Origin of the sequence: Streptomyces sp. CB02959, from assembly GCF_002803155.1 — a bacterium.
Taxonomy (GTDB): Bacteria; Actinomycetota; Actinomycetes; order Streptomycetales; family Streptomycetaceae; genus Streptomyces.
The window spans coordinates 750076-772664 of record NZ_NNBP01000001.1 but is presented as its reverse complement, the minus strand read 5'-3'; the positions used below and the strand labels follow the sequence as shown (position 1 = coordinate 772664).

The window sequence follows — 22589 nt, the reverse complement described above, 5'->3', positions numbered from 1 at the left end:
GCCAGTGGGCACCGGATCTCAGCGGACGGCATGGGGCCGTCCGCCCGGGAGGCCCTTTGCGCATCACGGACGCTCGTGCATCGAGCACGGACGACGCGGAGGGCCGGCGTTCGGCCCGCGCAGCGCGGTCAGAACCCGGTCCTGTCCCCGGCGACGTCGTCGCACCCCGACCTCATCCGAGGGGGTTCGTCCACCCGTGGTGAACAGCAAGAAACGCCGTGAGAGCGACCGGCGCACCTATGTCCTCGACACCAGCGTCCTGCTGGCGGATCCGGCCGCCATGTCCCGCTTCGACGAACACGAGGTGGTACTGCCGGTCGTCGTGGTCACCGAGTTGGAAGGCAAGCGGCACCATCCCGAACTCGGGTACTTCGCGCGGCAGGCGCTGCGCCGACTGGACGAGTACCGGGTGCAGTACGGGCGACTGGACGCCCCCATCCCCATCGGGGAGCTCGGCGGGACGCTCCGGGTCGAACTCAACCACTCCGACCCCGGACTCCTGCCGGCCGCCTTCCTCAACGGCCACAACCGCCTGGGAGACAACGACTCGCGGATCCTCGCGGTCGCCCGCAACCTCCAGGCCGAGGGGTTCGACGTCACCGTCGTCTCCAAGGACCTGCCGATGCGCATCAAGGCGTCCTCGGTGGGGCTGCTGGCCGAGGAGTACCGCGCCGAGCTGGCGATCACCGACTCGGGTTGGACGGGGATGGCCGAACTCGCCCTCTCCGCCGAGCAGGTGGACGACCTCTTCGCCGCCGAGACCGCGCACGTCCCGGACGCGGAGGAACTCCCGGTGCACACCGGGCTGGTCCTCCAGTCCGAGCGCGGCAAGGCCCTCGGCCGGGTCACCCCGGAGGGTGCGGTCCGGCTGGTGCGCGGCGACCGGGAGGCGTTCGGGATCCACGGCCGCAGCGCCGAGCAGCGGATCGCGCTGGACCTGCTGCTCGACCCCGAGGTCGGCATCGTGTCGCTGGGCGGCCGGGCCGGCACCGGCAAGTCGGCGCTGGCCCTGTGCGCCGGGCTGGAGGCGGTGCTGGAGCGCCGCCAGCACAGCAAGGTGATGGTGTTCCGGCCGCTGTACGCGGTCGGCGGCCAGGAACTGGGCTATCTGCCGGGCACCGAGGCGGAGAAGATGAGCCCCTGGGCGCAGGCCGTCTTCGACACGCTGTCCGCGGTGACCACCAAGGACGTCATCGAGGAGGTGGTCGCCCGCGGGATGCTGGAGGTGCTGCCGCTGACCCACATCCGCGGCCGGTCGCTGCACGACGCGTTCGTGATCGTGGACGAGGCCCAGTCGCTGGAACGGAACGTCCTGTTGACCGTTCTGTCCCGGATCGGGGCCAATTCCCGGGTCGTACTGACCCATGACGTCGCCCAGCGCGACAACCTCAGGGTCGGCCGGTACGACGGAGTGGTCGCCGTCGTCGAGAAACTGAAGGGGCATCCGCTCTTCGCGCACGTCACGCTGAACCGCTCGGAGCGGTCGCCGATCGCCGCGCTGGTGACCGAAATGCTGGAGGACGGCCGGATCTGACCGGTTGTGAAACGACGCGCCGCCCGGAGAAGCGCAGGAGCTTAGCCGGGCGGCGCTGGCATGCGCTCGAATATCCGGAAAATCTGGGGGGTAAACGAGGTGTGAGCTTTCACACCCGGCAGAGAATTGCTTACCTGTAGCCCGTTCGGGCAGAGTCTGGGTCCTGTCAGGCCCCGCATACGGCCCAGACGCACCCTCCGGGGTGTATGGACGAACCGAACTTCATAGCGAGTTGCCGTATGCCGCCCGAGCACCACGCGGACCCCCGAGGGGGACGTACCGGGCCCGTGCCTCCCGTGACCAGCCGGTGCCCACCGCTCAACAGGTGCCGGAACAAGGGGAGGCCAGCGCCAGGGGCACGATTGCGTCCGCGAGGTCACCTAAGCGGGCGATGCTGGAAGGAAAGCGTGTGAGCCGGATCTCGGTCCGGGGATTCGCAGTGGCCTCCGCCACCGCGGTCACCACCGTCGGCGCCGTCGTCGGCGTCGCATCGGGCAGCCAGGCAGCGGTGGGCAACACCGAGGCCACCGCGGCCGACGCGACGATTGCTGACATCCCCGCGGGCCAGCAGGCCCAGGTGCAGACCGCCTCGCTGACACAGCAGGCGGACACGGCGTCCACTCAGGCGGACACGGCTGCGCTGAAGTCCGCGCAGGAGTCGGCCCGTAAGGCAGCCGCGGACACCGCGCAGAGCAAGAAGGACGCGGCCGACAAGGCGAAGGCAGAGAAGGACGCCAAGGACCGCGAGAAGGCGCTGGCCGCCTCCCGCTCGGCCGTCCGCGACGCCAGCGACTTCGTCGCCAAGGCTTCCTACACGGTTGCCGAGACGCAGGCGATCGCCCGCCAGATGGTCCCGTCCGGCCAGTTCCAGTGCTTCAGCAACATCGTGAACCACGAGTCCACCTGGAACTACCAGGCGACCAACGCCTCCTCGGGCGCCTACGGTCTCGTGCAGGCGCTGCCCGGCTCCAAGATGTCCTCCGCGGGCTCCGACTGGCAGACCAACCCGGCCACCCAGATCAAGTGGGGCCTGAACTACATGAACAGCCGGTACGGCAGCCCCTGCGGTGCCTGGTCGTTCTGGCAGGCGAACAGCTGGTACTAGGCCGTTGCGCGGCCCCGGCGGCCGCGCCACCGTGCTCCGAAACCCCCGAACGCGTCGCGTTCGGGGGTTTCGTGCATCCGGCACGGGTAACGTCGGGGCGTCAGATGGCGGTAAGGGCGGGGAAGAGGAAGCAGAATGTCCAGATTGCCTCAGTGGGTCGGCGGCCTCGGCGCCGGTCTGACCCGGCTCTCGCAGCGGCTGGAGGAACAGCGCCGCCGCGCGGAGGCCGCCGCGGAGGCGGGTGACCCGGAAGGGCCGGGGCGTGCCGGGCGCGCGTCCGGCCTGGACGGGTACGGCCTGCGGGTCCCGGTGAACGGGGCGCCGGCGGAGAGCGTGCCGGGCGGCCGCGCCGCGACGGCCACCTGGGGGCCGGACGCCATGGCCGCCGCGGACGCCGCGGCGATCGTGGACGCCGCCGACACCCCGAAGGCGGCGCCGCGGCGCCGGCCGGAGGCGTCGGCGGAGCGGCCCCCGGCTCCCCTTGAGCCCGAGCTGCCGGAGGAGTCGGCCCCGGCCGCCGTTCGGCCGCCCGATTCGGTGCCCGCCCCGCCGACCTACGCACCGGCCGTCGCGGCCCCGCCGGATCCGGTGGCGGCGGTGCCCTGGGGAGTCCGGGTCGCGGCCGAGGCCGGCTGGCGGCTGCTGGTGCTGGCCGGAACGTTGTGGGTGCTGGCGAAGGTGATCACCACGATCTCGCTGGTGGTGCTGGCCTTCGTCGCGGCGCTGCTGATCACGGCGCTGCTCCAGCCCACGGTGGCGTGGCTGCGCCAGCGCAACGTGCCGCGCGGGCCGGCCACCGCGCTGACCTTCATCGGCGGCTTCGTGGTGATGGGCCTGGTCGGCTGGTTCGTCGTGTGGCAGGTTCAGGACAACATCGACTCGGTGTCCAGCCGCATCCAGGAGGGCATCACCGAGCTGAAGGGCTGGCTGCTCAAGAGTCCGTTCCACGTGACCGAGAGCCAGATCAACCACATCGCCAAGAACCTCCAGGACGCGGTCGGCGCCAACACCGAGGCGATCACCTCGGCCGGGCTGGAGGGCGTCACGGTCGTCCTGGAGATGTTCACCGGCATCCTGCTGGCGATGTTCACCACGCTGTTCCTGCTCTACGACGGCCGGCGGATCTGGGAGTGGATGCTCAAGCTCGTCCCGGGCCCGGCCCGCGAAGGGGTGGCGGGCGCCGGCCCGCGCGCCTGGCGGACGCTGACCGCCTACATCCGCGGAACGGTCCTGGTGGCCCTGATCGACGCGTTCTTCATCGGCACCGGGCTCTACTTCCTCGATGTGCCGCTGGCCGTCCCGCTCGCCGTCTTCATCTTCCTGTTCGCCTTCGTCCCGCTGATCGGCGCGGTGGTCTCGGGCGCGCTGGCGTGCGTGGTCGCGCTGGTCACCCAGGGCGTCTTCACGGCGCTGCTGGTGCTGGCGGTGGTGCTGGCGGTGAACCAGATCGAGAGCCATGTGCTCCAGCCGTTCATCCTGGGCCGGGCGGTCCGGGTGCATCCGCTGGCGGTGATCCTCTCGGTCGCCGCGGGCAGCCTGACCGCCGGTATCGGCGGTGCGGTGGTGGCGGTCCCGCTGGTGGCCGTCACCAACACCGTCGTCGGCTACCTCCGCTCGTACTCCCGGGAGCAGGCGCTGCGGATGACGGTGCCGCCGCGCGGCGCGACCGCGCTCGCGGTGGCACCGACCCGGCCGCCGCGGCGCGGCGAGCCCCCGGCGGAGGAATGACGGCCGGCGGCTCCGGTGGGTGTCCGCCGGAGCCGCCCGCCAACGCACCGAACCCCCGCGGACACGAGGTCCGCGGGGGTTCCGCGTTGCGTGGTGCGGGGGCGAACGCTGCCCGCCGTGCCCGGCCTTACTCGGCGAGGGCGGCCTCGGCGTCGAGGGTGGCGCCGACGGCCTGCAGGACGGACGCGATCTTCACGGCCTCCTGGATCGTCTCGCGCTCGACACCGGCCTTGCGCAGGACCTGCTCGTGCGAGTCCAGGCACATGCCGCAGCCGTTGATGGCGGAGACCGCGAGCGACCACAGCTCGAAGTCGACCTTGTCCACGCCCGGGTTGCCGATGACGTTCATCCGCAGACCGGCGCGCAGGGTGCCGTACTCCGGGTCGGAGAGCAGGTGGCGCGTCCGGTAGAAGACGTTGTTCATCGCCATGATGGCGGCGGCCGACTTGGCGGCGGTGTACGCCTCGGGGGAGAGGTTGGCCTTGGCCTCGGGCTCCAGCTCGCGCAGCACCTTGGGGGAGCGCGAGGCGATGGCGCAGGCGAGCACCGTGCCCCACAGCTGCTGCTGCGGCAGGTCGCTGTTGCCGATCACCGAACCGAGGTTCAGCTTCAGGTCCTTGGCGTAGTCCGGAACCGCGGACTTGAGGTCATCGAGAGCCATGGGTGTCACTCACCGGCCAGCAGGGCGACCGGGTCCAGGGTGTTCTCGCCCTTGCTCCAGTTGCAGGGGCACAGCTCGTCGGTCTGCAGGGCGTCCAGGACCCGCAGGACCTCCTTGGGGTTACGGCCGACGGAGCCGGCGGTCACCATGGTGAACTGGATCTCGTTGTTCTGGTCGACGATGAAGACGGCGCGCTGCGCGAAGCCGTCCTCGCCCTCGATGCCCAGGTCGCGCATGAGCTCGTGCTTGGAGTCCGCGAGCATCGGGAAGGGCAGGTCGGTCAGGTCCGGGTGGTCCTTGCGCCAGGCGTGGTGCACGAACTCGGAGTCGCCGGAGAAGCCGAGGACCTGGGCGTCGCGGTCGGCGAACTCCTCGTTCAGCTTGCCGAACGCGGCGATCTCGGTCGGGCACACGAAGGTGAAGTCCTTGGGCCAGGCGAAGACGATCTTCCACTTGCCTTCGTAGGTCTTGTGGTTGATCTGCTCGAACTCCTTGCCCTTCTCCAGCGAGACACAGGCGGTCAGGTCGAACTCGGGGAACTTGTCACCGACAGTGAGCACGCGCTCTCCTTGTTGCAAGAAAGTCCCTTTGTGGGGGCCTTTCGGGTCTTTCCTTGAGGCTTGGACGGGTGACACGGTGCCACAGGAGGCATTGATCAGGGAAATAGCTAGACTTGTGGCTGTTGATCGGAGGTGGTTATCAGTGGCTTCCCCTGTGAGCCCCGGCGGGCGGCCCCGCCAGCCCAGCCTGGCCCAGCTGCGGGCGTTCGCCGCGGTCGCCGAGCACCTGCACTTCCGCGAGGCGGCGGCCGAGATCGGCATGAGCCAGCCCGCGCTCTCCGGCGCGGTCTCCGCGCTGGAGGAAACCCTCGGTGTGCAGCTGCTGGAGCGTACGACCCGCAAGGTGCTGCTCTCGCCGGCGGGGGAGCGGGTGGCGGCCCGCGCCCGTGCGGTGCTGGACGCGGTCGGCGCGCTGATGGAGGAGGCGGAGGCGGCCCGCGCGCCGTTCACCGGCGTGCTCCGCCTCGGTGTCATCCCGACCGTCGCCCCGTATCTGCTGCCCGCCGTGCTGCGCCTGGTCCACGACACCTACCCGGAACTGGACCTCCAGGTCCACGAGGAGCAGACCGCCTCCCTGCTGGACGGTCTGGCGCACGGCCGGCTGGACCTGCTGCTGCTCGCGGTGCCGCTGGGCGCCCCGCAGGTCACCGAAATCCCGCTGTTCGACGAGGACTTCGTGCTGGTCGCCCCGAAGGAGCACTGGCTCGGCGGCCGCGGCGACATCCCCCGCGCGGCCCTGAAGGAGCTCGACCTGCTGCTCCTGGACGAAGGCCACTGCCTGCGGGACCAGGCCCTGGACATCTGCCGGGAGGCGGGCCGGGACGAGAACACACCGGTCACGACCAGCGCGGCGGGACTCTCCACGCTCGTCCAACTGGTCGCCGGCGGACTGGGCGTGACGCTGCTGCCGCGTACCGCACTGCGGGTGGAGACGGCGCGCAACGACCAGCTGGCCACGGGCTACTTCGCCGACCCGGCCCCGTCCCGGCGGATCGCGCTGGCGATGCGCGCCGGCTCGGCCCGGCAGCCCGAGTTCGAGGAGTTCGCGGCGGCCCTGCGGGGGGCGCTGCGGGGGCTGCCGGTGCGGATCGCGCGGGCGTGAGGGTCAGCGGCGAGGGGTGATGCGCCGGGAATCGTCCAGAACCCGCGTGACATCCAGAGTGACCTCAGCGCCGATCGACTCCGGGAGGGTGACCTTCGCCCCGGGGACATGGATGTGGTGCATGGCGTAGCCGTCCTCGATGGGCTCGGTGAGGACGTGGAGGCGCTCGTGCTTGCGGTCGACGATCACATACACGGGTACCTTCGCCGCGCCGTAGGCGGCCACCTTGGTGCGCAGGTCGTTGGCGTAGTTCCCGGACGTGATCTCTAGAACCATCCGGAAAGCGGCGGGGTCGACGCACTCGTACTCGGCGACGTGTTCCTCGGCATCGGCGTCCACTACGGCCAGGTCGGGGATGGCGAAGTTCTCCGGGCCGTCCGGCAGCCACAGCCCGACGGCTTCAAGGACCAGCGTCTCGCCGCGGTTCAATCCCGCCGAGGCAAAGGTGTCGCGGAGGCTGGACAGCCCCTTCGCATGGCCGAAGTCTGAGGGTGGGGTCACGGTGAGGTCGCCTCCGAGAATCTCGACGCGGTAGCCCGGAAGCTGCTCCATGAGCCGGTCGGCCTGCGCAAGGAGCATCGGCGGCTCGTGGGCAGGCCCGTGCGGACGCTCGACAGCTGCTGCGGACATTGCGTGCCTCCCATGGGCTGGTGTCGAGGTCATCATCGTAGGCAGAGGCGCTCGCACGCGTCTCGTACGACAAGCGTTCACCCGTTCGGTGACGCCTACTCCGTCCGCAGGCCGTCCGGGCGCATCATGCGCCACAGGGGCGGCAGGCTCAGGGCGGTGACGAAGAGGATCACGGCGCCGCCGATGGCGACCATGCCGGCGACCACCGGCCAGTCGACCACCACCCCGCTGCCGATGACGGCGAGCAGCAGCGAGCCCAGGGTCAGGCCGCAGGCCAGGGCCAGGCCCAGACCCAGCGCGACCGGCAGGGCGGTCTGCCACAGGACGGACCAGCCGAGGGTGGCGCGGCGGGTGCCGTACGCGTCGAGGGTGGAGAGCAGCCGGCGGCGTTCGTAGAGCTGCTCGACGGTGGAGATGATCAGGCCCGCGCCGATCAGCAGCAGGGTGATCACCGCGCCGATGAAGAGCGCGTTGCGGACGCTCGTGTACTGCCGGTCGTGCGGGTTGTCGATGGACGAGCCCTCGTGCATCGTCGGGTCGATCCGGGCCGCGGTGTTGCGGATGTGCTCGACGGCGTCGGGGGTGTCGCGGTCGAATCGGACCACGATCTCCATGTCGGGCCTGTTGAGCCGGGACGCGTCGAGGACCGAGGGGGTCAGGAGCAGGTCGTAGTAGATGCGGTGGCCGTCCTCGACCGGGAGGAGGCGGGCGGCGCGGGCGGACGGCGGGACCGGCCAGGGGTGGGGGGCGTTGCTGGGCTCGCCGTAGCCCTGCGCCGGGTTGAGGTCGATGGTGGCACCGGGGGTGATGCCGCTTTGCGCGCGCGAGGCGCGGGCGTCGGTGACGAAGGCGTCGCCGTCCCGGCAGGACGGCAGCTCGGCCACCCTGCGCAGCTCGGCGCAGGTGCCGATGGCGATGATGCCGGGGAGGTCGCGGCTGGTGTCGTGGCCCGGGGCGGGCATCCGGCCGGTGTTGGCGCTGACGAGGCCGCGGGCGGTGCTGACCCCGGGGGTGGCGCGCAGCGCGCCCAGCGCCCGTTCGGTCTGCTGCCAGCCGGTCGCGTAGCCCCAGAGGCTGACCTGCGGCACCTGCCCGGACTTGGCGTACGCGGCGGCGAAACCGGCCTGCGAGCCGGTCATCAGCATGTGGATGGCGATGGCGCCGGCCACCGCGACGGTGATGCCGCTGACCGCGCGGGTCGCCGGGCCGCTGCTCAACTGGAGCCGGCGGACCGCCAGCTGCCACGGGACCGGCCCGCCGCGCAGCCGGCCGACGACCCGCTCGACCAGCCACGGCAGCAGCGCCGTGACGCCGAACAGCAGCAGCGTCGAACCGGCCGCGAGCCGGGCGGCTTCGAGCGGGTTGTCGGTCGGGCGCGGCCGGAGGGCCATCGGGACCAGCAGGGCCGCGCCGACGAGCGGCAGCGCGACGCGCCACCACAGCCGGCGGCGGACCGGTGTGCGCTTGCGGATGATGCCGAGCGGTTCGATGGTGATGCCGCGCTGGGCGACCAGGGTGACCAGGACCGCGGCGGTCGGGACGAGGACGGCGATCAGCAGTGCGGCGAGAGGGGCGGGGCTGACGTCGGAGGAGAAGACGTTGATGTCCCACAGGGTGATGGAGGGGGCCAGCAGGCGGCCGAGCAGGAACAGCGCCCCGCCGCCCAGCAGTCCGAGCAGCGAGCCGAACAGCGCCTCGCCGGACGCGATCCGCCGGGTGGTGCGGACGTCGGCGCCGACCAGGCGGAGGGCGGCCAGCCGGAGTTCCCGGCGTTCGTTGCCGAAGCGCACGGAGGTGCCGATGAAGACCATCACCGGCGTCATCAGCGCCACGCACGTCATGGTCACCAGGACCAGGGCGGGCGTGCTCAGCGGCTGTGGGTCCCAGTTCTTTCCGAAGTGGTCGATGCGGTAGCCGCCGCGTTCGCCGAAGGAGGCGGTGTGTGCGAGGTAGGTGAGTTCCCGGGGGCCCTGCAGCCCCTGGTCGCCGATCACGCCGACGATCCGGTAGCTGCTCAGCCGCTCGCGCAGCAGTGCGCTGCCGGGGGCGGCCAGCAGCTCCTTCAGGGCCGGCGAGACCACCATCTCGCCCGGACCGGGGAGCTGCCGTACGCCGGGCGGCACCGGCGGATGCGCGCCGTCCGGGCGGACCAGCCGGCCGCGGATGTCGGTGCCCCGGAAGGTGGTGTCCACCGTGGCGTAGAGGAGGGTGCGGTCGCTGCGCGGCGGCGGGTGCGCCTGGCCGAGGTTCTCGCGGGCCTTCTCCCGGCCGTGCCAGGCGTTCATCAGGGTCGGTACGGAGGCGCCGAGCAGCAGGACCGCCACGCCGAGGGCGACCCCGGCGGCCGTCAGGGCGGTGCGGATCCACCCTTCCCGGCCGCCGCCGGCCGCGAACCGCATGCCCATGGCGAGGTCGCGGGCCCAGGTGACCGGTCCGTTGCGCGGGGGCGCGGGCGGCGGTGCGGGTACGGCGGTGTCCCGCTCGCCCTCGGGCTGCGAGCGGAGCATGGTCATATTCGGCCCGCCATGTCCTTCACGCGGCCGTCCCGGACGACGATCTCGCGGTCGGAGTAGGCGGCGACCCGGGCCTCGTGGGTGACCAGGACCACGGCCGCGTTGGTGTTCCGGGCGGCGTTGGTCAGCAGGCCCATCACCCGCTCGCCGTTGAGGGAGTCCAGGGCGCCGGTGGGTTCGTCGGCGAAGACCACCCGGGGCTGGGTGGCGAGGGCGCGGGCGACCGCGACCCGCTGGCCCTGGCCGCCGGAGATCTCACCGGGGCGCTGCTTGTCCACGCCCTCGACCTCCAGCTGCTCCAGCCAGTCGCGGGCCCGGCGTTCGGCTTCCTTGCGTTTGGTGCCGTTCAGGCGGAGGGGCAGGGCGACGTTCTCCAGGCAGGTCAACTCCGGGACGAGTTGGCCGAATTGGAAGACGAAGCCGAAGTCGGTGCGGCGCAGTGCGCTGCGCTGGGCGTCGCCCAGTTCGGTCAGGGTGTGTGTTCCGTAGCGGACGGTGCCGGAGTCGGGGCGGATGATCCCGGCGAGGCAGTGCAGCAGCGTCGACTTGCCGGAGCCGGAGGGGCCCATGACGGCGACCACTTCGCCGGGGTGGACGGAGAAGTCCGCGCCGTCGAGCGCGGGCGTCGGCCCGTACGCCTTGCGCAGACCCTCCGCGGCGAGCAGGGATCCCTCGGGGGTCATCCGCCGACCGCCTCCGCCAGCTTGTCCAGCCGGGCGGCGGTCAGCTCCAGCCAGCGCAGGTCGGCTTCGAGGTGGAACAGCGCGTGGTCGCAGATCAGCTGGTCGGCGAGGTCCCCGGTGCGCTTGCGCTCGGTCAGGCCGCGCATCAGGCGCAGGTGCTCGGCGCGCTGGGTGTCGAGGAGTTCGGCGGCGTCCCGGTCGGTCAGCAGAGCCAGTACGACCTTGGTGTAGAGCGTGGACTGGAGGTAGGGCTCGGGCTTCTCCGGCCGGGCCAGCCACTGCGCGACGTCGGTGATCCCGGCGTCTGTGATGGCGTACCGCTTACGCTCCGGGCCCGCCCCGGCCTCCACGCCGTCCACTTCGACCAGGCCGTTCTTCAGCAGCCGGGACATCGTGGAGTAGACCTGCCCGTAATGGAGCGGGCGGTCCTGCCCGAAGTGCTCGTCGAAGGCCCGCTTGAGGTCGTAGCCATGGCGGGGGCCGGACTCCAGGAGGCCCAGCAGCGTATGACCGATTGACATGCGGACCACCTTACTCGGGGGTGTAATGCCGGTGTATACGCGTGTTGTATACATCTGTCGGGCGAGAGGGGAACGCCCTGGTCGATGGCGGTGCGGGGCGGTGGCCGCGGTTTCCCGCCGGCCACCGCCCGCTTGGTGTGCGGTCATTCCGTGCGCAGCCCGTCCGGCCGCATCATCCGCCACAGCGGCGGCAGGCTGAGCAGCGTCACCACCAGCACCAGGGCGCCCCCGGCGGCGGTCAGCGGCCAGACCGCCGACCAGGCGAAGCCGGTCTTCCCGGCCATCCGCAGCAGCGCCAGGCCCAGCCCGATGCCGCCGGCCACCGCCAGGCCCAGCCCCAGGGTCACCGGGACGGCGGTCTGCCACAGCACCGACCAGGCCAGCGTGGCCCGCCGGGTGCCGAAGGCGACCAGGACGGACAGCAGCCGGCGGCGCTCGCGCAGCTGCTCCAGCATCGTCACCAGCATGCTGGCGGCGATCAGCACCAGGGTCGCGGTCGCGGCGACCAGCAGGCCGGTGCGCACGCTCGTGTACTGGTTGTCGCGCTCGACGTTCTGCAGGGCGCGCACGGAGGTCAGCGGGTCGATCCGGGCCGCGGTGTTCCGGGCGTGCTCGACGGCGTCGGGGAAGTGCGGGTCGATCTTGATCATGGCGCGGCCCTGCGGGTCGTCCAGCAGCTTCGCGTCCAGCGCGCCCGGAGTGGCGAAGATGCCGAACGACGACACGCCCATGGGGTCGGGACGCGACTCGACGGTGCGGGCGTTCTCCGGGAGGGTCCACAGCCGCGGGCGGGGCGGCGTCCGCCCGGCGCGGTCGGACCAGGCGAAGTCCACCGTGGCCCCGGGCCGCGCGGTCTTGCCGATGTAGGAGTCCTCGACCTGGCCGGTGTGGTCCCGGACGATGAAGACGTCGCCGTCCTTGCACGGACCGGTGCGCGCCAGTTCGCCCAGCGTGGCGCAGTCGCCGACGGTGACCGACGTGGACGGGACGAACGGCTCGCCCTTGCGGAGCGGGCCGGGCCGGTTCGCGCTGGCCTCGATGGTGGCGATGACACCGCGGACGCCCGGGGTCCGCCGGAACTCGGCGGTCATCTTCCGGATGGTGCCGATGTCGTGCGTCGGCAGCGAGACCTGCAGCTGCGCCCGCTTGGCGTCCTGCCCGGTGACCTTCATGAAGTCGCTCTGGATCGCGGTGAACAGCAGCTGGAGCGCGATCGCCCCGGCCACCGCCACGGTGATCCCGCTGACCGCGCGGGCGGCGGTGCCCCCGCTGAGCTGGAGCCGCCGCACGGCCAGCTGCCAGGGCACCGGCCCGCCGCGGAAGCGCGCCACCGCCGCGTCCACCGCCCACGGCAGCAGCAGGGTCACCCCGAGCAGGAACAGCGTCGCGCCGCCCGCGATGAGGTACGGGTTGACGGTGGAACTGCCGCCGCCGACCCGTCCGTTGGCGAACACCAGCGCCAGCCCGGCCGGCGGGAACGGCAGCCGCCACCACAGGCGGCGCCGGCGGCCCCTGGTGCTGCGCGCGACGCCCAGCGGTTCGATGCTGACCCGGCGCAGCGCCAGGAGCGTGACCACGACGGCGGAGAGCGGTACGGCGCACACGATCAGCGCCGCCAGCCACGGGTCCGGGGTCACGTCGGACGGGAAGGCGTTGACGTTCCAGAAGGTGATCCCGGCGGTGAGCTGCCGGCCGGCCAGGAACAGCGCGGCGCCCACCAGGAGCCCCAGCAGCGCCCCGAACAGCGCCTCGCCGGCCGCCGTCCGCCGCGTCATCCGGGCATCGGCGCCGATCAGCCGCAGCGCGGCCAGCCGGCGGTCCCGGCGCTCCCCGCCGAACCGGACGGCGGTCGCGATGAAGATGGCCACCGGCATCAGCAGCACCACACAGGCCACGATGATCAGCGCCAGCAGTACGGGGTCCAGCGGCTCGCTCTTGCCGGGCAGGCCGAATCCGGCGACCCGGTGCCCGCCGGTGTCCGGGGTCAGCGTGGCGCTGCCGAGGTAGTACGTCAGGTCGTCGGGGCCGATCAGGCCGGCCGGCCCGATCGTGCCGGCGTCCTTGTACGGCAGCCGTTCCCGCAGCAGTGCGCTCCCCGGGTCGGCGAGGAGCTCCCGCAGCGCGGGGGAGAGCACCATCTCGCCGGGTTTCGGCAGGGCGTCCACGCCGGGCGGGGTGGGCGCCTTGGGGCCGTCCGGCCGCAGCATCAGTCCGGTGAGGGGCCGGCCTCGGAAGAGCGTCCGCAGGTCGGCCGCGACCAGCGTCGCCTCCGTCGGCGGCAGCGCCCGGTCGCTGGACGTCACCGCCGCGGCCAGCCGGCGCTCCGCCCGGTGCGCCTGAATGGCCGGGAGAGACGAGGCGGCGAGCAGCAGCGCCACGCCCAGTCCCACGCCCAGTGCGGTGAGCAGGGTGCGGATCCACCCCTCGCGCCCTCCGCCGACCGCGAACCGGACCCCCAGGCCGAGGTCCCGGGCCCAGCCGCGCGGCCCGCCCCCGGTGGTCGTCGTGGTGCCGCCGCTCATGCCGCGCCCGCCGTCTCCCGGGCGATGCCGTCCCGTACGACGACCTCGCGGTCGGCGTACGCGGCGACCCGTACCTCGTGGGTGACCAGCACCACCGCGGCGTCGGTGTTCCGGGCGGCGTCGGTCAGCAGGCCCATCACCCGCTCGCCGTTGAGGGAGTCCAGGGCGCCGGTGGGTTCGTCGGCGAAGATCACCCGGGGCTCGGCGGCCAGTGCGCGGGCGACCGCGACCCGCTGGCCCTGGCCACCGGAGACCTCCCCGGGCTGCCGGGTCGCGATGCCGTCGACCTCCAGTTGCTCCAGCCAGTCGCGGGCCCGTCGTTCGGCTTCCTTGCGTTTGGTGCCGTTCAGGCGGAGGGGCAGGGCGACGTTTTCCAGGCAGGTCAACTCCGGTACGAGTTGGCCGAATTGGAAGACGAAACCGAAGTCGGTGCGGCGTAGTGCGCTGCGCTGGGCGTCGCCCAGTTCGGTCAGGGTGTGTGTTCCGTAGCGGACGGTGCCGGAGTCGGGGCGGATGATCCCGGCGAGGCAGTGCAGCAGCGTCGACTTGCCGGAGCCGGAGGGGCCCATGACGGCGACCACTTCGCCGGCGTGGAGGGTGAAGTCCGCGCCGTCGAGCGCGGGCGTGGGGCCGTACGCCTTGTGCAGCGCGCGGGCTTCGAGCAGGGGACCGGCCGGGGTCATACGAGGGCCTCCGGGAGTGCGGACGGGGCATGGCGAAGGTGGGGCGCGGTAAAGGCAGCGCCGACCCAGGGACATGCCCAGCACTCTACATGAGGTGTATACACACGGTGTATAGATGGAGTTTCTAGTGGCTCGATGTCACCCCTCGTCCGATGTCACCCGCCGTCCGACACCCCCTCGGCTGTCTCCGCCGACTTCTCCGTCGACCCCGCCGCCGGCCCCTCGGTCGGCTCCCGCCGCTTGGGCGGCCGCCCCCGGCGCGGCGGCGCGCCCGCTCCCCGCGGTAGGCGCCCCGCGTCGGCCAGTGCCTTGCGGAGCAGGAACTCGACCTGGGCGTTGGTGCTGCGCAGTTCGTCGTTGGCCCAGCGGCCGAGGGCGTCGTGGATCAGCGGGTCCAGCCGCAGCAGCACCTGCTTGCGCTGCTGCGGCCGGCGGCCGGCGGGCCCTTCGCGGTCCGCGCCGGACTCCTGGGGGGCGTCCGCACTCACTGGTAGAGCGAGCCCGTGTTCAGGACCGGCTGGGCGGCCCGGTCGCCGCACAGCACCACCATCAGATTGCTGACCATGGCGGCCTTGCGCTCCTCGTCCAGTTCGACGATGCCCTGCTCGTTGATCCGCTCCAGGGCCGACTCGACCATGCCCACCGCGCCCTCGACGATCTGCTGGCGGGCCGCGACGACCGCACCGGCCTGCTGTCGCTGGAGCATCGCGGAGGCGATCTCCGGGGCGTAGGCGAGGTGGCTGAAGCGGGTCTCGATGATCTGCACACCGGCGGCCTGGACCCGGGCGGTCAGCTCCACGGCCAGCTTCTCGGTGATCTCCTCGGCGTTGCCGCGCAGCGAGAGGCCGTCCACGTCGTGGGCGTCGTAGGGGTACTCGATGGCGATGTGCCGGACGGCCGCCTCGGTCTGGGTGGCGACGAACTCCAGGAAGTCGTCGACCTCGAAGAGTGCCTGGGCGGTGTCCTCGACCTTCCAGACCACGATCGAGGCCAGCTCGATCGGGTTGCCGTAGGCGTCGTTGACCTTGAGGACCGAGGTCTCGTGGTTGCGGACCCGGGTGGAGATCTTGCGGGCCGAGGTGAGCGGGTTGACCCAGCGCAGGCCGTCGGTGCGGATGGTGCCGACGTACCGCCCGAAGAGCTGGATCACCCGGGCCTCGCCGGGCGCGACCATCTTCACGCCGGTCATGCAGAAGACCGAGCCGGCCAGGACCAGGATCCCGGCGAGCACCACGGGCACGGCGAGGGCGTTGTTGCCGCTGTTGCCCGCGACGCCGCCGGCGATGATCGCGGCGATGCCGAGGGCGACGCCCAGGACGGTCAGCAGCAGGGCCAGCCCGCCCGGGATGCTGTGCGCGGCCCGCTCGCGGACCTGTGGCGCCGGCATCTCCGGGGCGTCCGCGGAGTCGGCGGCGGTGGTTGTCGTATCGGTCATGGGGTCCCCGTTTCGTGGCCGACGTGCGGCGCGGTGCGTGATGTGCGCCGCAGTGTGTGCTTTCGCTGGTCTAGCAAAGTGATATCACTTTAACGCGCTGGCCTGCTGCGGTCCAGAGTGGTGCGGTCCGATGCCGGGACGGTTGCGCAGATTTCCCGTGCTGTTTGTCACGTACGGAAAAGCCTTGATCGATGAGTATTTGTTGACAGATGCGGTGTTAGCTTCAACAGCTGAGTTATGCCGGAGGCTGAACGACTGGAGTTGCACGAGCGATGGGCCGAGCGGACGCGAGGCGGGCGCGGCAGGACGGCGCCCGCCGGGCCGGAAAGAACGAGAAGAAGTCCGGCATACGCCGCTTCTTCACCTGGAAGAAGGTCGTCGGGGCCTTCCTCGGCGTATGCCTCCTGGGGATCCTCGGCTTCGTCGGGCTCTACCTCTACGTGGACGTCCCGGCGGGCAACAAGGAAGCCAAGCTCCAGAGCAACGTCTTCAAGTACGCGGACGGCTCGGTCATGGCGCGGGTCGGCGCGGTCAACCGCGAGACGGTCCCGCTCAGCCGCATACCCAAGGAAGTCCAGCACACCTTCGTCGCCGCCGAGAACAAGACGTTCTACAACGACTCCGGCGTCGACCTGAAGGGCACCCTGCGCGGCGTCATCAACACCCTGAGCGGCAAGGGCAAGCAGGGCGGCTCGACGATCACCCAGCAGTACGTCAAGAACTACTACCTCAGCCAGGAGCAGACGGTCTCCCGCAAGCTCCAGGAGATCGTCATCTCCCTGAAGGTGGACCAGAAGTTCAGCAAGGACGACATCCTCGCCGGCTACATCAACACCAGCTACTACGGCCGCGGCGCCTACGGCATCCAGGCCGCCGCGCAGGCGTACTACGGCGTGGACTCCGACAAGCTCACCGTCGCGCAGGGCGCCTACCTCGCCTCGCTGCTCCAGGCGCCCAACCAGTACGACTGGGCCATCGCGTCCGACGCCGGCAAGCAGCGGGTCCAGGAGCGCTGGGCGTACACGCTCAACAACATGGTCGAGATGAAGTGGATCTCGCCCGAGGAGCGCGCCAAGCAGAAGTTCCCGGTGCCCAAGCCGCCCAAGCCGCTGCCCGGTCTGACCGGCCAGGCCAGCTACATCATCGCCGCGGCCAAGAAGGAACTCTTCGCCCAGGGCGTCGACGAGAGCGAGTTCGAGGCCGGCGGCTGGACCGTCACCCTCGGCATCGAGAAGAACCGGCAGAAGGCGCTGGAAGCGGCGGTCAAGCAGAAGCTCACCGACGACCTCTCGCCCGACCGCCGCTCGGTCGACCGCGACGTCCAGCTCGGCGCCACCTCGGTGGACCCCAAGACCGGCCACGTGGTGGCGCTGTACGGCGGCGCGGGCTACCCGCAGCACTACACCAACAACGCGACCCGCTCCGACTACCAGCCGGCCTCCACCTTCAAGCCGCTGATCCTGGCATCGGCCATGGAGAACCATGCGATGACCCAGGGCGGTGTCCCGATCACCCCCAACGCGATCTACGACGGCCGCAACCGCCGTCCGGTCGTCGGCGGCACCAAGCCCTTCGCGCCGCCGAACGAGGACGAGCACACCTACGGGAAGATCACCGTCCAGACGGCGACCAACAACTCCGTCAACGCGGTCTTCGCGCAGATGGGCGCCGACGTCGGCCTGGACCAGGCCAAGAAGACCGCGGTCGGCCTGGGCATGGACGGCTCCAAGATGGACGTCCAGCCGGCCATGACCCTGGGCACCATGGGCGCCAGCCCGCTCCAGATGGCCGGGGTGTACGCCACGTTCGACAACCACGGCGTCAAGGTCACCCCGACCATGGTCGTCAAGGCGGTCCAGAGCAAGGACGGCTCCGACAAGGAGGTCCCGCTCAAGAACCCGATCGGCGAGCAGGTGCTCTCCCGCCGCACGGCCGACACCGTCACCTCGGTCCTGACCGGCGTGGTCAACGACGGCACCGCCTCGGAGTCGGTCAAGAACACCTCCTACAAGGCGGCCGGCAAGACCGGCACCTCCGACGACAACAAGTCGGCCTGGTTCGTGGGCTACACGCCCAACCTGGTCACCGCGGTCGGCATGTTCGGCGAGTCGCCCACCGGCGGCAAGCAGGTCACCCTCAAGGGCGCCGGCGGCGGCGGCCGGGTCAACGGCGGCGGCTACCCGGCGCGGGTCTGGGCCGACTACACCCAGGCCGCGCTCGACGGCGGCACCGGCGGCGACTTCGACCTGGAGACCGACATGGGCGCCGCGGTGCCGCCGCCCGCCCCGCCGACGCCGACCCAGTCCGCGCCGGTCACCCCGACGCCGACCCCGACGCACTCCGCGCCGGCCAGCCCGACGCCGTCCACCACCCCGTCGGACAGCGTCTCCGGCCGTCCGAGCGGCCGTCCCACGCCGCCCGGCGGCGGCTCCACCCCGCCGGACGGCAGCACCGGCGGCGGCCCCGGCGGCTCCACCGGCACCGGCGGCGCCACGGGTACCGGCGGCGGCACCGGCGGCCCCGGCGGCCAGCCGGGCGGCACCAACGCCAACGGCGGCAACAACCTGCCGAACTTCGGCGGCGGCTGACCCGCCCGGTCACCCGGCACCACCGCGGCCCGCACCCCGGAAAGGGGTGCGGGCCGCCGTGCTCCCCGTACGGATCAGCCGCCGTTGACCTTCTTGGCGATCCGGTCGCCGAGCCGCTTGTCGATGTTCCGCCAGTACTGGAGCGCCCGGTCCAGCACCGGCCGGCTCACCCCGCTGCGCAGGTGCCCGGAGACGTTGCCGACCAGGCGGTCGCGGGCCGCGTCGTCCAGCACCTCGCGGACCATCGTGCCCGGCTGCCCGAAGTCGTCGTCGTCCTGGCGCAGCGTGTACGCCTCGCGCACCATCGCGCCGGTGCTCTCCCAGCCCGCCGGCTCCCCGTACCGCACGGTGTCGGCCGCCGGACCGCCGTAGGAGTTCGGGGCGTACGGCCGGGCCGTCCGCGCCGGGTCGAACCGCATCGGGCCGTCCTTGGCGTACGAGTGGGCCGGGACGTGCGGCCGGTTGGGCGGCAGCTGCGCGTAGTTCGGGCCGATCCGGTACCGGTGGGTGTCCGGGTACGAGAACAGCCGGCCGAGCAGCATCTTGTCCGGGGACGGGCCGATGCCCGGCACCATGTTGGACGGCTCGAACGCGGCCTGCTCGACGTGGATGAAGTAGTCCTCCGGGTTCCGGTTGAGCGTCATCCGGCCGACCTCGATCAGCGGGTAGTCGCCGTGCGGCCACACCTTGGTCAGGTCGAACGGGTTGAAGCGGTAGTCCGGGGCGTCCTCGAACGGCATGACCTGCACGTACAGCGTCCACGACGGGGCGTTGCCGGCCTCGACGGCCTCGTGGAGGTCCCGGCGGTGGTAGTCGGCGTCCTCGCCGGCCAGCCGGTCGGCGTCGGCCTGGGTGAGGAAGTCGATGCCCTGGTCGGTCTTGAAGTGGTACTTGATCCAGAACTTCTCGCCGCCCGCGTTGACCCACATGTAGGTGTGCGAGCCGTACCCGTTCATGTGCCGGTACGTCCTGGGGATGCCGCGGTCGCCCATCAGCCAGGTGACCTGGTGGGCCGACTCCGGCGACAGCGTCCAGAAGTCCCACTGCATGTCGTTGTCGCGCAGCCCGCTGTCGGAACGGCGCTTCTGCGAGCGGATGAAGTCCTGGAACTTGATCGTGTCCCGTACGAAGAAGACCGGGGTGTTGTTGCCCACCAGGTCGTAATTGCCCTGCTCGGTATAGAACTTGAGGGCGAAGCCGCGCGGGTCGCGCCAGGTGTCCGGGGAGCCCTGCTCACCGGCGACGGTCGAGAAGCGGGCCAGCATCTCGGTTTCCTTGCCGGGCTGGAAGAGGTCCGCCTTGGTGAACTGGCTGACGTCGTTGGTGACCTGGAAGAAGCCGTACGCGCCGCTGCCCTTGGCGTGCACCACCCGCTCGGGGACCCGTTCGCGGTTGAACTGGGCCATCTTCTCGATCAGATAGTGGTCGTGGAGCAGGATGGGGCCGTCCGGGCTCACGGTGAGCGAGTGCTCGTCGCTCTCCACCGGGACACCGGTGTTGGTCGTCGTGTGCGGGACGTGGTGCGCGGTGCTGGCCATGGGGGAGTGCCTCCCGTTCGATGACTGGCGGTGGGGTGGGCGGGGTCCGTCAGTCCCATCCGAGGGCAGCTGGTCCCGTTGATCCCTTTTGCCCCACCCAAGCAGCCAAGACGGCCGACGGCATGTCGGCAACGGCCCCGGGCGCCCGGTCGAGTCCGGACACGCGAAGGACCCCGCCCGGTCCCGGACGGGGTCCCCTCACACGCGGGGCCTCAGCGCCGCGCCCCCGGCGGCATCGACAGCTCGAACCAGACGACCTTGCCCATGCTCAACCGCGTCGCGCCCCAACGCCGGGCCATCCGGTTGACCAGGTACAGCCCCCGCCCGCCCTCGTCGGACGGCCGGGCCTGCCGCAGCCGCGGCAACTGCGGCACGTCGTCACCGACCTCGCAGCGCAGCACGTCGGTCCGCAGCAGGCGCAGCGTCACCGGCCGCTCGGCGTACCGCACCGCATTGGTCACCACCTCGCTGACCAGCAACTCCAGCTGGTCCGACAGCTCCTCCAGGCCCCAGCGGGCGAGCGCCCGCCGGGCCAGCCGGCGCGCCTGCCCCGCGGTCTGCGCCTTCGGGTCGAGGTACCAGTACGCGACGTCGCTCGGCGCGATGCCGTCGAACCGGGCCGCGAGCAGCGCGATGTCGTCATCGCGGTCGCCCGGCCCCAGCATGTCCAGCACCTCGTCGCACAGCGGCTCCAGCGGCGGCGGATTGGGCCCGGTCAGCCGGGCCGTCTCGGCCAGCCGCTCGCGCAGCTGCTCGATGCCGGTCCACACGTCCCGGATCCGCGACTCCACCAGACCGTCGGTGTACAGCACCAGCGTGGCGCCCGCCGGGGCGTCCAGCTCCACCGCCTCGAAGTCCACCCCGCCGACGCCGATCGGCGCGCCCGGCGGCACCCGCAGCACCTCCGCGCGCCCGCCGCGGTGCAGCATCACCGGCGGCGGATGCCCGGCGTTGGCCACCATGATCCGGTGCGCCACCGGGTCGTAGACGGCGTACAGGCAGGTCGCCATCCGGTCCGAGCCCAGCCGCTGGGCCTGCTCGTCGAGGTGGTGCAGCACCTCCTGCGGCGGCAGGTCCAGCCCCGCCAGGGTCTGCGCGGTGGTCCGCAGCTGCCCCATGATCGCCGCCGAGGTCATCGAGTGGCCCATCACGTCGCCGACGACCAGCGCCACCCGGCTGCCCGGCAGCGGGATCGCGTCGTACCAGTCGCCGCCCACCCGGGCGGTCTCCGCGGCCGGCAGGTAGCGGCTGGCCAGCCGCACACCGGTGGGCTGCGGCAACGAGTCCGGCAGCATGGTGCGCTGCAGCGCGTCGGCGATGTACGCCTCGCGGCCGTAGAGCACCGCCTTGTCCACGCCCAGCGCGGTGTGCGTCGCCAACTGGGCCGCCACCAGCAGATCGTCCGGCTCGAACGCCGGCCGGTCCGGGCGGCGCAGGAACACCGCCGCGCCGATCACCCGCCGGCGCCCGCGCAACGGCGCCAGGATCACCCGGTGGCCGCCCGGCAGCCGGGTGTCCGGCCCCAGCAGCTCCGGCAGCGCGGTCCGCGCCGCCTGCGCCTCCCCGAACAGCGGCCGCACCCCGCGCAGCACCTCGGCCAGCGGCCCGCCCGGGCGCACCTCCGACAGCTCCGCGGCGCTGCCGCCCATCGCCGGCCCCAGATCCGGCTGCGCCGGCAGCACCGGCAGCCGCAGCCCGTTGGTGTCCGGCTCCTCCGGGATCCGGTCGGTGCGGCGCAGCCGCAGCACCACCGGGCCGGTCGGCCGCTCGTCGCCCACCGGCAGCGGATCGCGCAGATACACCAGGATCGCGTCGGCGAAGGTCGGCACCGTCGCCCGGCACAGCCCCAGCACGATCTCGTCCAGGTCTATCCCGCGGGCGATCCGCCGGGTCGCCGCCCCGATGAAGCGCAGCCGGTCACCGCTCGCCTGCCGGGCCGCGGCCGCCTCCCGGCTCTCGCCGTTCTCGCCCGGATGCGCCGACCGGGCGGGCGGCACCGCGGGCGGCTGCGGCGGCCCCGCCGGAGGCGGCAGCTCCGCCCCGGCCGCACCGGACGGTCCGCCGCCCCGTACGCCCGGCGGCGGCCCCGGCGGCAGCCCGCCCGGGCCCGACCCTCCGCCGTGCGTCCAGGACGACGGGCCGCCTTCCCGCGGCCGCCCGATGCCCTCGCCGCCGGGCCGCGGCTGCGCATGCCCCGGCTCCTCACCCGGCTCCGGCGCCCCGGCGCGGTCCACCGCGCCCTGCGCCACCGGCCGGCCCGTGCGGACCGCGGCGCGCTCCGCGCCCGGCTCCCCGTCCGGCCGCCTCTCCGCGGGCATGGCCACCTCCCCGTACGGGTCGTACGAGCCCTCGTACGACCCGGTGTATCCGCCGTAGGAACTGTCGCGGGATGCGCGGGCGGCGCCGTACGCCCGCGCCCCGTCGCCGGCCGGGCCGTGGTCGGCGGCCGGCTCGGCGTCGCCCTGCCCGGCCGGCGGTCCCGCGGAGGCCGTGGCGGTGGGCTCACCGGCCTCGCCGCCGAGGCCGCTGTCGTCACCCCCGCGCACCGCGAACCCCGTCCCCGTCCCCGGCTCGTGACCGGTGCCGGCGGGCTGCTGGAGGGCGCTGCGCGGGTCGGGGACGCCGCCGAGCGGCGCCGTCCCGGCCGTCCCCGAAGCAGGGGATGCCGAGGACGCGGCGGTCGGGGCCGACTGCCGCGTTTCGTGGGAGGTGGGATGCTCCGTCACGCGTGGGGTTCCATCCGTCCGGGGCTGGCGCAGGCGCGCCGCGTTCGGTGCGCGTCGCCC

Annotated in this window: 17 protein-coding genes; 5 read left to right on the top strand and 12 right to left on the bottom strand. The window is 72.3% G+C overall.

The genetic code is table 11. The annotated features are described in order from the left end of the window. The first annotated feature begins 196 nt into the window (after positions 1–196). The 3 genes from CG747_RS03220 to CG747_RS03210 all read left to right on the top strand — a co-directional run bounded on the left by CG747_RS03220 (position 197) and on the right by CG747_RS03210 (position 4367). Positions 197–1534 (top strand): PhoH family protein, encoded by a 1338-nt coding sequence (locus CG747_RS03220; RefSeq protein WP_100600019.1) that lies wholly within the window; start codon positions 197–199, stop codon positions 1532–1534. 409 nt (positions 1535–1943) lie between these two features. Further along, positions 1944–2639, top strand: a complete 696-nt coding sequence (locus CG747_RS03215) for a transglycosylase SLT domain-containing protein (protein WP_100600018.1) — start codon at positions 1944–1946, stop codon at positions 2637–2639. Between the two features lie 135 nt (positions 2640–2774). Next, entirely contained in the window at positions 2775–4367 is a 1593-nt protein-coding gene (locus tag CG747_RS03210) for an AI-2E family transporter (RefSeq protein WP_180985358.1), read from the top strand. 127 nt (positions 4368–4494) lie between these two features. Here CG747_RS03210 and CG747_RS03205 read toward each other — a convergent pair whose 3' ends face one another. Both CG747_RS03205 and CG747_RS03200 read right to left on the bottom strand, forming a co-directional pair. Beyond that, the gene (locus tag CG747_RS03205) at positions 4495–5028 is read right to left on the bottom strand and encodes an alkyl hydroperoxide reductase (RefSeq protein WP_100600016.1); all 534 of its coding nucleotides are present in this window, start codon (positions 5026–5028) and stop codon (positions 4495–4497) included. A gap of 5 nt (positions 5029–5033) precedes the next feature. Further along, a complete protein-coding gene (locus tag CG747_RS03200; RefSeq protein WP_100600015.1) occupies positions 5034–5588 on the bottom strand; it encodes a peroxiredoxin in 555 nt (184 codons plus the stop codon). A 142-nt stretch (positions 5589–5730) separates the two neighbouring features. On the opposite strand from CG747_RS03200, the gene CG747_RS03195 reads away from it, so the two are divergent. Continuing rightward, positions 5731–6690 (top strand): hydrogen peroxide-inducible genes activator, encoded by a 960-nt coding sequence (locus tag CG747_RS03195; protein ID WP_100600014.1) that lies wholly within the window; start codon positions 5731–5733, stop codon positions 6688–6690. Positions 6691–6693: 3 nt separating this feature from the next. Here the strand turns inward: CG747_RS03195 and CG747_RS03190 are convergent, their stop codons facing one another. The 8 genes from CG747_RS03190 to CG747_RS03155 all read right to left on the bottom strand — a co-directional run bounded on the left by CG747_RS03190 (position 6694) and on the right by CG747_RS03155 (position 15677). Further along, the gene (locus tag CG747_RS03190) at positions 6694–7320 is read right to left on the bottom strand and encodes a Uma2 family endonuclease (RefSeq protein WP_100600013.1); all 627 of its coding nucleotides are present in this window, start codon (positions 7318–7320) and stop codon (positions 6694–6696) included. A gap of 95 nt (positions 7321–7415) precedes the next feature. Further along, positions 7416–9833 (bottom strand): FtsX-like permease family protein, encoded by a 2418-nt coding sequence (locus CG747_RS03185; protein ID WP_100600012.1) that lies wholly within the window; start codon positions 9831–9833, stop codon positions 7416–7418. Further along, positions 9830–10516, bottom strand: a complete 687-nt coding sequence (locus CG747_RS03180) for an ABC transporter ATP-binding protein (RefSeq protein ID WP_100600011.1) — start codon at positions 10514–10516, stop codon at positions 9830–9832. The genes CG747_RS03185 and CG747_RS03180 overlap by 4 nt, the downstream gene beginning before the upstream one ends. Then, positions 10513–11037, bottom strand: coding sequence for a PadR family transcriptional regulator (locus CG747_RS03175; RefSeq protein WP_016570296.1), 525 nt, complete (start codon positions 11035–11037; stop codon positions 10513–10515). The genes CG747_RS03180 and CG747_RS03175 overlap by 4 nt, the downstream gene beginning before the upstream one ends. Before the next feature lie 143 nt (positions 11038–11180). Then, on the bottom strand, positions 11181–13559 hold the full coding sequence (locus CG747_RS03170; RefSeq protein WP_100600010.1) for an FtsX-like permease family protein: 2379 nt from the start codon (positions 13557–13559) through the stop codon (positions 11181–11183). Then, a complete protein-coding gene (locus CG747_RS03165) occupies positions 13556–14242 on the bottom strand; it encodes an ABC transporter ATP-binding protein (RefSeq protein WP_100600009.1) in 687 nt (228 codons plus the stop codon). The genes CG747_RS03170 and CG747_RS03165 overlap by 4 nt, the downstream gene beginning before the upstream one ends. Before the next feature lie 155 nt (positions 14243–14397). Next, entirely contained in the window at positions 14398–14730 is a 333-nt protein-coding gene (locus CG747_RS03160; RefSeq protein ID WP_180985357.1) for a hypothetical protein, read from the bottom strand. Beyond that, positions 14727–15677, bottom strand: a complete 951-nt coding sequence (locus tag CG747_RS03155) for an SPFH domain-containing protein (RefSeq protein ID WP_100600008.1) — start codon at positions 15675–15677, stop codon at positions 14727–14729. Before CG747_RS03155 ends, CG747_RS03160 begins: the two co-directional genes overlap by 4 nt. Before the next feature lie 272 nt (positions 15678–15949). Between CG747_RS03155 and CG747_RS03150 the strand changes: the two genes are divergently transcribed. Next, positions 15950–18265 carry a transglycosylase domain-containing protein gene (locus CG747_RS03150; RefSeq protein ID WP_100600007.1) on the top strand — a complete coding sequence of 772 codons (2316 nt, stop codon included), beginning with the start codon at positions 15950–15952 and terminating at the stop codon, positions 18263–18265. Between the two features lie 74 nt (positions 18266–18339). Here CG747_RS03150 and CG747_RS03145 read toward each other — a convergent pair whose 3' ends face one another. Together CG747_RS03145 and CG747_RS03140 are read right to left on the bottom strand one after the other, a co-directional pair. Next, on the bottom strand, positions 18340–19803 hold the full coding sequence (locus CG747_RS03145; RefSeq protein WP_100600006.1) for a catalase: 1464 nt from the start codon (positions 19801–19803) through the stop codon (positions 18340–18342). A gap of 212 nt (positions 19804–20015) precedes the next feature. Next, on the bottom strand, positions 20016–22529 hold the full coding sequence (locus tag CG747_RS03140; protein ID WP_100600005.1) for a SpoIIE family protein phosphatase: 2514 nt from the start codon (positions 22527–22529) through the stop codon (positions 20016–20018). Positions 22530–22589: the final 60 nt, after the last annotated feature.

Coding starts and splice junctions, on each gene's coding strand:
- CG747_RS03185 (WP_100600012.1), bottom strand. CDS start 9,833: ATGACCATGCTCCGCTCGCAGCCCGAGGGCGAGCGGGACACCGCCGTA.
- CG747_RS03170 (WP_100600010.1), bottom strand. CDS start 13,559: ATGAGCGGCGGCACCACGACGACCACCGGGGGCGGGCCGCGCGGCTGG.
- CG747_RS03210 (WP_180985358.1), top strand. CDS start 2,775: ATGTCCAGATTGCCTCAGTGGGTCGGCGGCCTCGGCGCCGGTCTGACC.
- CG747_RS03145 (WP_100600006.1), bottom strand. CDS start 19,803: ATGGCCAGCACCGCGCACCACGTCCCGCACACGACGACCAACACCGGT.
- CG747_RS03175 (WP_016570296.1), bottom strand. CDS start 11,037: ATGTCAATCGGTCATACGCTGCTGGGCCTCCTGGAGTCCGGCCCCCGC.
- CG747_RS03190 (WP_100600013.1), bottom strand. CDS start 7,320: ATGTCCGCAGCAGCTGTCGAGCGTCCGCACGGGCCTGCCCACGAGCCG.
- CG747_RS03155 (WP_100600008.1), bottom strand. CDS start 15,677: ATGACCGATACGACAACCACCGCCGCCGACTCCGCGGACGCCCCGGAG.
- CG747_RS03150 (WP_100600007.1), top strand. CDS start 15,950: ATGGGCCGAGCGGACGCGAGGCGGGCGCGGCAGGACGGCGCCCGCCGG.
- CG747_RS03180 (WP_100600011.1), bottom strand. CDS start 10,516: ATGACCCCCGAGGGATCCCTGCTCGCCGCGGAGGGTCTGCGCAAGGCG.
- CG747_RS03205 (WP_100600016.1), bottom strand. CDS start 5,028: ATGGCTCTCGATGACCTCAAGTCCGCGGTTCCGGACTACGCCAAGGAC.
- CG747_RS03165 (WP_100600009.1), bottom strand. CDS start 14,242: ATGACCCCGGCCGGTCCCCTGCTCGAAGCCCGCGCGCTGCACAAGGCG.